This is a genomic window from Streptomyces sp. BA2 (assembly GCF_009769735.1).
GTDB lineage: Bacteria > Actinomycetota > Actinomycetes > Streptomycetales > Streptomycetaceae > Streptomyces.
Genome location: NZ_WSRO01000002.1, coordinates 4956470 through 4969427, shown reverse-complemented (window position 1 = coordinate 4969427; position 12958 = coordinate 4956470). Strand labels below are relative to the sequence as shown.

Sequence of the window (12958 nt, the reverse complement as noted above, 5' to 3'; positions counted from 1 at the left end):
CCCCAAGCCCGCTCAATCGCCGGACGGGCTATTTCCAGCCCGTCCGACGATTGAGGACGGGCTGGACGGAGCCGGTGATTGACGGCGTCGAAGCAGCCACGCGGCAAGCGCGATCGCGAGCCCCACCCCGAGAATCACCCACCCCGCCACGCTCAGCGAGTGCGTCAAGGCGTCGTACACCGCCTCCGCCGCGGGGCGGGAGACGTCTTTCGGCAGGTCGTCCATGGTGAGCCCCCGGCCCACGATGACCGCTGCTCCAAGGAACGCCCCCGCGAAGGCCGCGCCAAGCGCCGTGCGGATGATCGCGCGGCGGCGGTGCACCGCCAGGCAGATGCCGGCCACGGCGAGGAGTACCGCCGCTGCCGGGAGCCAGAGGCCCGCCATCTGGAGCATGTGGAATCCCTTCCCGAAGGGGCCGAGGTCCGAGGACTCCATGAGCGTCACCTCGGTGTGCGTGACGGGGATGCGGTCCGCGAACGGCACGTCGTCTGCGGCCAGTTGGCGCTTGACCTGTTCGGTGATCGGCGCGAGGTCGATGGTGACCGCGCCGCCGTCGGACCGGTCGCTGAGCGCGTCCTGCACCGCGTCGTGCGCGGCGCGGTTCGCCGCGTTCCAGGCCGCCTTGAACGCCTTCGTCTCGGAGAAGGACAGCACCGCGTCCCGTACGAACGACTCGACGGTGCCCTGCAGCGGGCCCACGTCGATCTCCTTCATCACCGAGTCGGTGACCGCCCCGGCCACCGCGTCCCGTACGTCGGGGTCGGAGGCGAGCGGCGCCATCGTGGCGACGTACTGATCGGCGTCCTCGATCTCGTACTTGGCCCAGGTGGAGAGCGCGCCGAGCGGCACGAGGAGGACGGCGATGACGAGGAGGACGGCGGACAGCGGGCGTCTGAGCACGTCCCCCAGGAGAAGTCGCGGGAAGTCCCGGTCACGCCTGGCGCGACCGGGACGAGTGCATACGGGGCAAGAAACTCCTACTTGCGGTTGTAGAGCCCCGTCCTACTTGCGGTTGTAGAGCCGCATCGTCACCGGGCCGAACACCGCCACGAGCAGCACCGCCCAGCCCAGCGCCCACACCAGCGACGAGCCCGGCGACGTACCCGCCATCAGATCGCGGACGGCGGAGGCGACATGGGTGATCGGGTTGTTGTTCACGAACGCCTGCAGCCAGCCCGGCATCGTCTCCGGCTTCACGAAGATGTCGCTGAGGAACGTCAGCGGGAAGAGCACCATCATGCTGACGCCCATCACCGACTTCTCGGTGCGCAGCAGCAGCCCGAACATCGTCCACACCCACGAGAAGGCGAAGGAGAAGACGAGGAGGAGGAGCACTCCGGCAAGCACGCCGAGCACGCCGCCGTCCGGCCGGAAGCCGATGATCATGCCGACGGCCAGCATGACCAGGGACGCGATCGCGTAGCGCAGGGCGTCGCCCAGGAGGTAGCCGACCATCACCGAGGGGCGCCAGATCGGCAGCGTACGGAAGCGGTCGAAGACGCCCTTCTCGATGTCGATGTTCACCGAGACGCCCGTATACATCGTGATCATGACGACGGACATCACGAGGATGCCGGGCAGCAGGTACTGGATGTACTCGCTCGGAGATCCGGCGAGCGCGCCCCCGAAGAGGTACGTGTACATCAGCACCATCATGATCGGGAACGCCGTCACGTCGAAGAGCTGCTCCGGCACATGCTTGATCTTGAGCATGGCCCGCCAGCCGAACGTCAGGGACGCGGAGAGCGCGCTGGGACGCGGCGGCCGGTCACCGGCGACGAGCAGTTCGGCGAGGGACTCGGTACTGACGGGCGCCAGGTCCTGGGCCTCGGATGTGGTGGTCGCGGTGCTCATGCCTTTGCCTCTTTCTCTTTCTCCGCCATGTCCGTCGCGTGATGGGGGTTGCCGGTGAGGGCCAGGAACACCTCGTCCAGGCTCGGCTGGCCGAGGGAGAAGTTGTCGACGGTGATCCCGGCGCGGGCCAGTTCGGCCAGGGCGCGGGACGCCTTCTCGGCGGCTCCCCGGCCGTTGCGCTCGCCGTTGCCGACGCGGGCGGTGAGGGCGACCGGGTCGGGCTCCAGCTGGACCTCCGCGTCGAGCGCGATCCGCAGCGCCCGCGCGGCGTCCTCGCGCTGGTCCGCGTCCCGGAGCCTGACGTGCACCGAGCCCGCGCCGACCGACGCCTTCAGCTCGCCCTTGGTGCCCTCGGCGATGACCTTGCCGTTGTCGATGACGGCGATGCGGGACGCGAGGTGGTCGGCCTCGTCCAGATACTGCGTGGTCAGCAGGACCGTCGTGCCGTGCGCGACGACCGCCCTGACGATGTCCCAGACCTGGTTGCGGCTGCGCGGGTCGAGGCCCGTCGTCGGCTCGTCGAGGAAGAGCAGGTCGGGGGTGTTGAGGATGGACGCCGCGATGTCGATGCGGCGGCGCATGCCGCCGGAGTAGTTCTTCACCTGGCGGGCGGCGGCGTCGCTCAGGCCGAAGGCCTCAAGGAGCTGCGCCGCCCTGCTGTACGCCGCCTTCTTGCCGTGCCCGGTCAGGCGGGCGAGGAGCACCAGGTTCTCGGTGCCCGTCAGGTCCTCGTCGACCGACGCGTACTGCCCGGTGAGGCTGACCCTGCTGCGCACCGCGTCGGCTTCGCGCACGACGTCGTGGCCGAAGACGTGGGCGTCGCCGCCGTCAGGGCGCAGCAGGGTGGCGAGCATCTTCACGGTGGTGGTCTTGCCCGCGCCGTTCGGGCCGAGCAGGCCGTAGACCGTGCCGGCCGGGATGGTGAGGTCCACGCCGTCGACGGCGCGGTTGTCACCGAAGGTCTTCACCAGGCCCGCGGTCTCGATGGCCACGCTGTTCATGTCGTACGCCCTCTCCACGTCAGTGGTCGTCCGTTACGAGGGCAGACCGTCCCCGCGGCGCAAACTCATCGTCCGGTGGAGCCTTAGTCCGAACGGGTGTTTGCTGGAGGGGGGAGAAGAGGTTGGGGGGCGGGGGGAAGAGGAGGTCGATCATGCGGACCACTCCGGCCCTGAGGACCACTCCGGCCGCCCTGGGAGCTCTCGTCACCGCGCTCCTGACCGCGGGCGCACTGTCCCTCGGAGGTGCTTCACCAGCATCCGCCACCGCGTCACCCACGCACAACCACGATGTGGTCTGGGGGACGATCGTCGCGCCCGTCGACCTGAAGATCCGGGACGCGCCGTCCACCAGCGCCTCGATCGTCGCGAAGCTGCCGGCGGACAGCCAGGACCGCGTCGAGTGCCAGACACGCGGTACGAACGTCTGGGGCAATGCGTACTGGTACTGGCTGGGCGGGGTGCAGGGCTGGGCCAGCGCCGCGTACGTCGACACCGGCGGGCAGCACGTGCCCAGCTGCGCGACCTCGGACCCGTGCAAGGAGTACAAGCCGTGCTGGGACACGTGCCAGGGCGGCTACAACCGCTACCACTGAAGCCGCCGAGTTGCCGGTCGGCGCGGGCGGGTGTGCCCTGGATGGTGGGGCGGGTGTGAACCACCGCCCCAGGGGCGACCCTGTCTGGAGGAAACGTCATGGCTCAGGTGGCACCCACTTCACCAGCACCCCGTGTGTTCCCCGGCTCCGCGACGAGCAGGGCCGGAGCGGCGGCCGTCATCCTCGGCCTCGTCTTCGGCATCCTGGTCGCCCAGCGCCACGCGGGCTCGCTCGCGGACGGCAACGCTTGGCTCGGCATCGTCTCCGGCGTCGTCTTCGCCGCGCTCTTCATGGCCGTCTTCAGGGCCGCGCCCCGGCTGCCGCGCGAGCTGCGCGCGACGGCGTGGGCGAGCTTCGCCGGGATCGCGTTCGGCTTCGTCTACAGCCAGGGCATGCCCGGACCCAGCGTTCTGCGCTCCACCATCATGGCGCTCGCGATCGCGAGCGGTGTGTTCGCGGTGTCGTTCTACCGCTACTACACGCGTGAATGAGAGCGAGTGACCGAACAGCGCACGACCGGACAATGACCGAACGCCGGGCGGGCCGGAAAATCGGCCCGCCCGGCGTTCGACTTCGACAACCGGCTCGGCGAAGCCTCAGCCGGTCTTCTCCATTCTGTCCAGCTTGTCCAGCGCCTTCGCCAGACCGTTGGCCCACAACTGGTCGACCTTGGCCCGCTCGTTCGCGTCCGGCTGCGCGTTGGTGCACGAAGTGCCCGGCCCGCCTCCGGACATCAGCTCACTGCACGGGCCTTCGTAGTGGTCCGGGAGGCCGAGGACGTGACCCGTCTCGTGCGCGGTCACACGGGTCGAGTCGTACTGCTGGTTCTGCGCGTAGTCCAGGAAGATGTACCCGTTGCCGTGGCCGTCCGTGCTCGCGTACGAACCACGCGGGTCATTCCCCTCGCGGTACTCGAAGCTCGCACCGCCACTCCCCTCCTGGAGCTTCACATTGGACACCGCGCTGTTCCAGATGGAGGTACTGCTGGCTATCTGCTGCGCGAACTTGGGCGCACCGGAGGCGTCGTACACCACGGTGACCTGTTTCGCGCCGGGGTTGGCCGCGCGCTTCTCGGCGACCGACTTCAGGACGGCCTCGAAGAACGCCTTGTTGGCCGCGGCTTCCTCACCGGAGCCGTTGTAGTTCACGTACCCGGAGGTGACCGACTGGGGGGCAACCGGCGCGGTGGGGGTCGCGGCCGTCGCCGATGCCGTGCCGAGGCCGGCGGCCGCGAGGCCGAAGGCGGCGGCAAGGGACAGGTAACGCTTGTTCATGTGTGGGGGGCTCCCTACTCGTTCGGTGAAAGGTGAACGGTTCGGTACCGGGAGTGTCGGGGAGCCGGGTGCGTCCGGGGATGATGGCAAGTGGCGATAGTGCCGAGCTATCGCCTGCCCATCGGCGGGTCTTCCTGCGGACTCCGTCCGTGCCCAACTCAGGCGGTTCCCGTGGGGTTTGTGAGTCTGGTGCGGCGCCGCCCACCGCTCTACGCTCACAGCCATGGAGCTCGAGGTGAGGCACCTCCGCGCGCTGTGCGCCATCGCCGACACCGGCAGCCTGCACAAGGCGGCGCGTCAACTCGGCATGAGCCAGCCCTCGTTGACGACGCAGCTGCGCCGCATCGAGCTGGAGATCGGCGGCCAGCTCTTCGCCCGCGAACGCACCGGCTGCCGCCCGACCCCGCTCGGCCGCGTCGCCCTCAGCCGCGCCCGGCCCCTCGTCAGCGAGATGCGCGCGCTGATCAGCGAGACCAAGGCGGCCGCCGCCCGCGCCTCCGAGGGCCCGCAGCTGCGCATCGGCTCCACGGCGAGCCGCGCCATACCGGGCTGGCTGCGTCGGCTGCGGCTGCGCCTGCCCGCCACCGAGACGTCGCTCCAGATGGACGTCTCCGCGAACGCGCTCCTTCGCATGGTCGCGGGCGGGCAGCTCGACGTGGCCTTCGTGCACGAGGTGGAGGGGAGTCCGCTGCGGATGCCGGAGGGGCTGCGGCGGCGCGTACTGGTCGAGCGTGAGCCGCAGTTCGTCTTCCTCGCGGCCGACCACCCGGCGGCGGCGAAGCCCGTCGTGCGCCTCACCGACCTCGCCGCCGACCGGTGGATGGTGGACCCGACGGTGGACGGCGAGTGGGACGGACTGCTCCGGGTCCTTCGCGCGGCCGGGCTCAACCCCCGTGTCCTGCACGGCGATTACCTCACCGCGGCCTCGCTCGTCGCCACCGGCGAGGTCGTCACGGTCTGCCAGCCGACCTCGCACGCGAGACCCGACATGGCGGTCCGGCCGCTGCACGGCGACCCGCTCGGCGTGCGGCTGCTCGTGGCGGCCCGTACGGAGGGGGAGCTCGACGCGGTGTACGGGGATCTGGAGGCCTCGTACTGGGAGGCGGCGCGCCAGGCGCCCGCTTACGGGGAGTGGCTCGCGGGGCGGGCGAAGGCGGCGTGACCCGGGCGCCTCGGGGATCCTCGTGACCTAGGTCCCTGACATCTGGTGACCTTTGGCCAGGCCCGCCCTGACCTGCGCTTTTGCCTGTTTTACGGCACTGGATCACCGTATGCGGCTGATTGTTACGTTCTCTACGGATGACGCACACACAGCGCCCGTAGCTTCATGTCTGTCGCCGCCGCAAAGAGGCACAAAGACGGACAGTTCGACCGACCGACCAGTCACAGTCACAGTCACAAGGGATCCGCTATGCGCGCCACCCGCCGTACCTTCCGCACCGCCGCCATCGCCACCGGAGCCATCGCCGCTCTCGCCGTCCCGACAACGGCGGCCTTCGCCGCCGACGCCCCGTCGAACCCGCAGGGTCAGGTCGCCCCGGGTGACCAGGACGGTCAGGACGGTCAGGACCAGAGTGATCAGGACAAGTCCAAGGACCAGGACAAGCAGACGGACGACGAGACGCCGAAGCCCGGCAGCTGGGAGTCGAAGGGCACCACCGACCTCGGCAAGGGCTGGTCCGCGAAGGTCGACGTGAACGTGTCCGCCCGCACCGCCAAGGCCGCCATCTCCCTCGACGGCGCCGCCAAGGGCTCCCTCACCGCGTACGACAAGTCCGCGAGCACCACCATCGACGGCAACACCTTCACGCTGACGCCCGACGGCACGGTCACCGCCAAGCTCGTGAACAAGGACAAAAACAAGGACAAGGACAAGCCCGTCCCCGGCGGCTGGGTCTCCAAGGGCACCACCGACCTCGGCAAGGGCTGGTCCGCGAAGGTCGACGTGAACGCTTCCGCGCGCAGCGCCAAGGCGGCCATCTCCCTCAACGGGAAGGCGAAGGGCTCCCTGGAGGCGTACATCGACCCGGCGAGCACCAAGATCGACGGCTGCACCTTCAAGCTCACCGCCGACGGCACCATCACCAGGACGGGCACCAAGCCGACCCCGCCGAAGCCCGACGGCAAGCGGGTCTACGTCCGCACCGCCAAGCTGGCCGACGGCTCCATAGCCAAGATCTACAAGCTCGGTCAGAACCACTTCCAGGCCGACATCTACGCCAAGGGCGTCAAGCTCGACACCCTCGACGCCAACGGCAAGTCCGCGACCGGCCAGAACAACGGCCTGTACGTGGTCCTCAACCCCGACGGCACCATCAAGTCCTGGGTCGAGGGCAAGACCAGCCCCACCGAGAAGCCGAAGCCGCAGCCCCAGCCCCAGCACAAGAGCGGCTCCGGTTCCACCACAGTCGTCCCCAAGGGCGGCGTCAAGGCCGGCGCCGATGGCATGTCCCCGGCCGGCGAGAGCGCCCCGCTGATGGCCGCGGGTGGCGGCATGGCGGCGCTCGGCGCGGCGGGTCTCGGCTTCGCGCTGTACCGCCGCAAGCAGAACAACTGACCTCGCGGAAGCGGCGGTACGACGACGGGGGCACCCCGCAGGCGCGGGGTGCCCCCGTTACGTACGTCCCGGAGGAGCCGCGTCTCAGACGCCGATGTCGCTGCCGTCCTTGCGCCACACGGACACGACCGCAGGACGGACGAGCTTCCCGGGACCGTCGGGCCACGCGCTCGCGGGCTTCTCGACGGACGCGCCGTCGATCTCGCCCGGGTGCTGCACGGAGACGATCACGCGGCGGTCCTGGACCAGCGGGCCACAGGTCTCCGCACCCTTCGGCATGGTCAGGAACTGCTTGAGCTCACCGCGCCTGTCACCCTTGGTCGCGACGCCGAACAGGCCGTCGTGCGAGCCGAGTTGGTTGCCGTCCGTCGAGATCCACAGGTTGCCGTGCGGGTCGAAGGCGACGTTGTCCGGGCAGGAGATCGGGCTGACCTTGTCCTTCGGGAAGCCCGCGAAGTACGTGGCCGGGTCCTCCGGGTCGCCTGCGACGAGGAAGAGCGACCAGGCGAAAGTGGTCGACTCCGGCCGGTTGTAGCGCTCGGTCAGCTCCAGGATCTGCCCGTGCTTGTTGAGGTTGCGCGGGTTGGCCTCGTCGGCTCCGGCCTTGCCCGCCTTGCCGCGGTCGGAGTTGTTCGTGAGCGCGACGTACACCTTGCCGGTGTGCGGCGACGGCTCGATGTCCTCGGGGCGGTCCATCTTCGTGGCGCCGACCTTGTCACCGGCCTGGCGCGTGAAGACGTACACCTCTTCGGCACTCATGCCGTCGACGTGCGAGACGGCGTGGCCCTTGGGGCCCGCGGTGGCGAGCGGGATCCAGACGCCGCTGCCGTCGAACTCCCCGTCGGCGGGCAGCTTTCCGGTCCCGTCGATCTCGGCCGCGGGGGAGTCGCCGGTCAGCTTGGCGACGTACAGGGTGCCCTCGTCGAGGAGCGTGAGGTTGTGCTCGTGCGCGGCCCGCGACTGCCCCTTGGCGACGCGCTTGCTGCTGACGAACTTGTAGAAGTAGTCGAACTTCTCGTCGTCGCCCATGTAGACCACCGGACGGCCGTCGCGCGTGAGGCGCGGCTGCGCGGCCTCGTGCTTGAAGCGGCCGAGCGCGGTGCGCTTGCGCGGGGTCGAGTCGGGGTCGTACGGGTCGAGTTCGACGACCCAGCCGAAGCGGTTGGCCTCGTTGGGCTCCTTGACCAGGTCGAAGCGATCGTCGAACCGCTCCCATTTCCTCTCGGACGCGGCGCCGATGACTCCGTAGCGCTTGAGGCGCGCGGCGGCGGTGGGCTCGGTGACCTTCTCCGCGTTGGCGAAGTACTGGTTGAAGTTCTCCTCGCCGTGCAGGGTCGTGCCCCACGGGGTGGTGCCGCCCGCGCAGTTGTTGAGCGTGCCGAGGACCTTGGTGCCGCGCGGGTCGGCCTTCGTACGGACGTACTCGCTGCCCGCGGCGGGTCCGGTGAGCCGGAACTCGCTGGTGGCGGTGAGGCGGCGGTTGAGCTGGTGGCGGCTGACGGCGGTCAGCTTGCCGCTCTTGCGCTCCTCCTCGACGACCACGACGGAGAGGCCGTGCGCGGCCCAGGCGATCTCGACCTGCTCACGGGTGGGGTTGGCGGCGTCATACCCCTTGAACATCAAAATCTCGTCGGTGTACTCGTGATTGGCCACGAGAACCTGGCGCCCGCGCTCGCGGTGCAGCGGCAGGAGGGAGAGGAAGTCGTTGTTGTACCCGAACTGTCCGGCCTGCGCCTTCGCGGTCTGCTTGTCCGCGTCGAAGGCGGGGGCGCCGCGGAGGATGGGTTCGCCCCAGCGGATGACGACGTTCTGGGCGTAGCCGTCCGGGATCGTGACGGAGTCGGTGGTGTTGGGCGCGACGGGCGTGAAGCGGAGACCGCGCGCCCCCTTTTTGCTCTTGTGCGACGACGGTTTAACGGGTGCGGCAGCCGCTTCCGGGGCGGCGGGACCCGCGACGACGGCGCCGCCCGCGGCGGTCGCCACGGTCACGACCGCGGCGGCCCGCATCATGGAACGGCGGCTGAGCGCTCCGGCTATGACGTCACCGACGTACTCGTTGTCACTGGTGTTGGGCACCTCGTGGAAGCAGGCATCACCACAACGGAACCGGCAGGTCAGGGCGGAACGGCCGCCGCTCCCCTGGTGCGAGGTGATGATCGGCAGCAGCTTGCGCACGGTTCCTCCGTTGTGTGACGTGTGTCTGGGCGTGTCTGGTCGTGGCTTGATTCCGCCGGAACGCTAGGCGCGGAGGTCGGCAGGGCGACGGCCTGAGGGTGAACGGGAGGTGAACCGGGAGCGCACATAGGGCAGTTGAGCTGCGGGGGCGCGGTGCGTACGGGGTACGCGCGGGGCGAGGGTGACGCTTGGGCGACCCTCACGAAGATCGCCTGTCGCGGCGGCTAACCTTACGTGTCCGCCCTGGCCAGGGGTTATCGGGAATCAACTCACGCGAAGGGGTGCACCCATGGGCATTCTGAGTGTCCTGCGGAACGCGTTCGGACGGTCGTCACGCAAGGGGAATCAGGCTCCGGAGCCTGAGGCGGTGACCCCGGGGTCACCGGAGACCCCGGAAGCGAACGCCTCCGCCACCTCTACTCCCTCCACTCCCTCTACTCCCTCTCCTCCCTCTGCATCGGTGCCGGCGCCCTCGTCCGAGCGGGTGCCTCCGGCGGCTGAGCCGAAGGCGACGGTGCCGGCGCCGTCGTCCGAGCCTTCGCCTTCGGCGGTGGACGATCTCGTCGCCGCGGCGTTCGACAGGGACCGCGTGACGGTACCGTCCCCTTCCCCGGAGCCGGAGACCACCGCTTCCGAGGCGGTGGCCCCGGAGCCCGAGCCGGAGCCCGAGGCCGTGGCCCCGGAGCCCGAGGCTGTCGCCGACGCCGCTGAACCGGAACCGTCAGTTGTGCCCACCCGTCCCGCCCAGCGGGACGAATGCCCACAACAGGAAGCCCCCACGGAGCCTGCCCCCGAGGCCGAGCAGGAGGATCCGCCCGCCGCCGCTGTGCCCTCGCCCGAAGCCGAGCCGGAAGCCGGGGCGGAAGAGGCGGCCGCTGCTGTGGGCAATCGTCCCGCTGGGCGGGACGGGTGGGCACAGCCCTTGACGCCGGGTGCCGATGAAGCGGCGGAAGTACACGTGACCCCGGCGGAGCCGGAGCCGCAGGGCTCCGATGAAGCGGCGGAAGCACCCGTGACCGAAGCGGAGCCCGAAGCTTCGGAGGGACAGGAAGCCGCGGAAGCCCTGGCGCAGCCAGCCCTCGCGGCCGCGTACAAGGCAGCAGCAGCAGCCCTGCAGAAGAGGGACCTCACGGGGGTCCGCGCCCCCGTGTACCTCGTACTGGACCGCTCCGGCTCCATGCGCTCGTACTACAAGGACGGCTCCGCCCAGAGCCTGGGCGAACAGGTCCTCGCCCTGGCCGCCCACACCGACCCCGAGGCAACCGTCCACGTCGTCTTCTTCTCCACCGACATCGACGCCACGGGCACCCTCACCCTTCCCGAGCACGAGGCCCGTATCGACGAGCTGCACGCCGCGGCGGGCCGCATGGGCCGCACCAGCTACCACCGCGCGATCGAAGAGGTCGTATCCCACTACGAGAAGTCGGAGCACAAGGGCAACCCCGCCCTCGTCGTCTTCCAGACGGACGGCCCCCCGGACGCGAAGGGCCCCGCCAACCAGGCCCTCGCGGACGCGGCCAAGCACCCCCTCTTCTTCCAGTTCGTCGCGTTCGGCGAGCACGAGGCGAAGGGCTTTGACTACCTCCGCAAGCTGAAGGCGGAGAACGCCGCCTTCTTCCACGCGGGCCCCACCCCCCGCGAGCTCACGGACGCGGAGCTGTACGAGGGCCTGCTGGCGGCCTGGCGCCCGTAACCCCAGGGGGTGGGCCCCCTGGGGTCCACCCCGTGGAATCGAGGTGAATCGCCCGCTCCGGGGCCGTTAGGATTTCGACCATGGCGGCCACTGGATCCGAGAAGCAGGGAGCGGGCGAGAACGCGAAGGCGTTCTACGTCTCGACCCCCATCTACTACGTAAACGACGCTCCTCACCTGGGCCACGCCTACACGACCGTTGCAGGGGACGTGCTCACGCGCTGGCACCGTCAGCGCGGCGAGAAGGTGTGGTACCTCACCGGCACGGACGAGCACGGTCAGAAGATCATGCGCACTGCCGAGGCGAACAACGTCACGCCCCAGGCGTGGTGCGACAAGCTCGTGGACGAGGCCTGGCGGCCTCTCTGGGAGCACCTGAACATCGCTAACGACGACTTCATCCGCACGACGGAGAAGCGCCACACGGACCGCGTCCAGGAGTTCGTCCAAGATCTCTACGAGAAGGGCGAGATCTACAAGGGCGGCTACGAGGGCCCGTACTGCGTGGGCTGCGAGGAGTACAAACTCCCCGGCGACCTGATCGACGGCGAGGCCGGCGGCGAGTTCGAGGGGCAGAAGCTCTGCCCCATCCACAAGAAGCCGGTGGAGCTCCTCAAGGAGGAGAACTACTTCTTCAAGCTGAGCGAGTACGGCCCCAAGCTCCTCGAGCACTACGCGGCGAACCCGGACTTCATCCAGCCCGAGTCGGCGCGCAACGAAGTCGTGAACTTCGTCAAGCAGGGCCTTCAGGACCTGTCGATCTCCCGCTCGACGTTCGACTGGGGCGTCAAGGTCCCGTGGGACGACAAGCACGTCATCTACGTCTGGGTCGACGCCCTCCTCAACTACGCCACGGCCGTCGGCTACGGCGCGGACGAGGACAAGTTCAAGTCAACCTTCCCCGCCGACGTCCACCTGGTCGGCAAGGACATCCTGCGCTTCCACGCGGTCATCTGGCCCGCGATGCTGATGGCGCAGGGTCTGCCGCTGCCGGGCCGCATCGCGGCGAACGGCTGGCTGATGGTCGGCGGCGAGAAGATGTCGAAGTCGAACCTGACGGGCATCAAGCCGCAGGACCTCACGTCCCACTTCGGCGTGGACGCGTACCGCTGGTACTTCCTGCGTGCCATCGCGTTCGGCCAGGACGGCTCGTTCTCGTGGGAGGACTTCACCGCCCGCTACACGAGCGAGCTCGCGAACGACTACGGAAACCTCGCCTCGCGCGTGGCCGCCATGGTCGGCAAGTACTTCGGCGGGGCGCTCCCCGAGGCGACGGCGGCCGGCGCCGCCGAGCAGGCGGTCCAGGAGGGTCTGGCCAAGGCGGTCGCGGCGGCCGACCTGAAGATCGGCGAGGAGCTGGACTTCCAGGCCGGCATCCTGGCGGTCTTCGCCTTCGTCAAGCAGGTCAACGGCTACATCACGGAGCAGGAGCCGTGGAAGGTGGCCAAGGACGACTCCCCGGAGGGCCAGGCCCGCCTGGCGACGATCCTGTACACGGCGGCGGAGTCGCTGCGCGCGGTAGCCGTCCTTCTCAACTCGATCATGCCGGAGACCTCGCAGAAGCTGTGGGACTCGCTCGGCGCCGAGGCCTCGCTGGGCGCGCTCGCCGAGCAGAAGGTCCAGGACGCGGGTACGTGGGGGCAGCTGCCGGTGGGTGCGACGGTGACGAAGGGTGCGGTGCTGTTCCCGCGCCTGGAGGAGCCGAAGCAGTCGTAATCGGTCGTTTCCGGTCGGTCCGACCGTTTTGAACTACCCTGAAGGGGCTCGCGCTTCACCGCGCGGGCCCCTTCTTCTTGCCCAACTTGGCTGATT

The 12958-nt window shown here is 69.4% G+C and carries 11 protein-coding genes; 6 read left to right on the top strand and 5 right to left on the bottom strand.

Annotation, left to right across the window (positions count from 1 at the left end):
* Nucleotides 1-12 precede the first annotated feature (12 nt).
* From E5671_RS25105 to E5671_RS25095, 3 genes are all read right to left on the bottom strand, one after another.
* A complete protein-coding gene (locus E5671_RS25105; protein ID WP_336605836.1) occupies nucleotides 13-900 on the bottom strand; it encodes a hypothetical protein in 888 nt (295 codons plus the stop codon).
* Between the two features lie 102 nt (nucleotides 901-1002).
* Nucleotides 1003-1854: an ABC transporter permease gene (locus tag E5671_RS25100; protein ID WP_160506195.1), complete on the bottom strand. Its 852-nt coding sequence runs from the start codon at nucleotides 1852-1854 to the stop codon at nucleotides 1003-1005.
* Complete coding sequence (locus E5671_RS25095; protein WP_160506194.1) at nucleotides 1851-2855, bottom strand: ATP-binding cassette domain-containing protein; 1005 nt, start codon at nucleotides 2853-2855, stop codon at nucleotides 1851-1853. Before E5671_RS25095 ends, E5671_RS25100 begins: the two co-directional genes overlap by 4 nt.
* Nucleotides 2856-3007: 152 nt before the next feature.
* Between E5671_RS25095 and E5671_RS25090 the strand changes: the two genes are divergently transcribed.
* Both E5671_RS25090 and E5671_RS25085 read left to right on the top strand, forming a co-directional pair.
* On the top strand, nucleotides 3008-3448 hold the full coding sequence (locus tag E5671_RS25090) for an SH3 domain-containing protein (protein ID WP_160506193.1): 441 nt from the start codon (nucleotides 3008-3010) through the stop codon (nucleotides 3446-3448).
* A gap of 98 nt (nucleotides 3449-3546) precedes the next feature.
* A complete protein-coding gene (locus E5671_RS25085; RefSeq protein WP_202121251.1) occupies nucleotides 3547-3939 on the top strand; it encodes a hypothetical protein in 393 nt (130 codons plus the stop codon).
* Nucleotides 3940-4044: 105 nt separating this feature from the next.
* Here E5671_RS25085 and snpA read toward each other — a convergent pair whose 3' ends face one another.
* Nucleotides 4045-4722 carry a snapalysin gene (snpA, locus tag E5671_RS25080; RefSeq protein ID WP_160506192.1) on the bottom strand — a complete coding sequence of 226 codons (678 nt, stop codon included), beginning with the start codon at nucleotides 4720-4722 and terminating at the stop codon, nucleotides 4045-4047.
* A gap of 223 nt (nucleotides 4723-4945) precedes the next feature.
* Between snpA and E5671_RS25075 the strand changes: the two genes are divergently transcribed.
* On the top strand, nucleotides 4946-5884 hold the full coding sequence (locus E5671_RS25075; protein WP_160506191.1) for a LysR family transcriptional regulator: 939 nt from the start codon (nucleotides 4946-4948) through the stop codon (nucleotides 5882-5884).
* A gap of 249 nt (nucleotides 5885-6133) precedes the next feature.
* Nucleotides 6134-7279 carry a hypothetical protein gene (locus tag E5671_RS25070; RefSeq protein WP_160506190.1) on the top strand — a complete coding sequence of 382 codons (1146 nt, stop codon included), beginning with the start codon at nucleotides 6134-6136 and terminating at the stop codon, nucleotides 7277-7279.
* Between the two features lie 84 nt (nucleotides 7280-7363).
* On the opposite strand, the gene E5671_RS25065 is transcribed toward E5671_RS25070, so the two are convergent.
* Nucleotides 7364-9454, bottom strand: coding sequence for an alkaline phosphatase PhoX (locus tag E5671_RS25065; protein ID WP_160506189.1), 2091 nt, complete (start codon nucleotides 9452-9454; stop codon nucleotides 7364-7366).
* Nucleotides 9455-10004: 550 nt separating this feature from the next.
* Here E5671_RS25065 and E5671_RS25060 point away from each other — a divergent pair.
* Nucleotides 10005-11147 carry a VWA domain-containing protein gene (locus E5671_RS25060; protein ID WP_336605835.1) on the top strand — a complete coding sequence of 381 codons (1143 nt, stop codon included), beginning with the start codon at nucleotides 10005-10007 and terminating at the stop codon, nucleotides 11145-11147.
* Between the two features lie 80 nt (nucleotides 11148-11227).
* Nucleotides 11228-12862, top strand: a complete 1635-nt coding sequence (metG, locus tag E5671_RS25055) for a methionine--tRNA ligase (RefSeq protein WP_160506187.1) — start codon at nucleotides 11228-11230, stop codon at nucleotides 12860-12862.
* Nucleotides 12863-12958 lie beyond the last annotated feature (96 nt).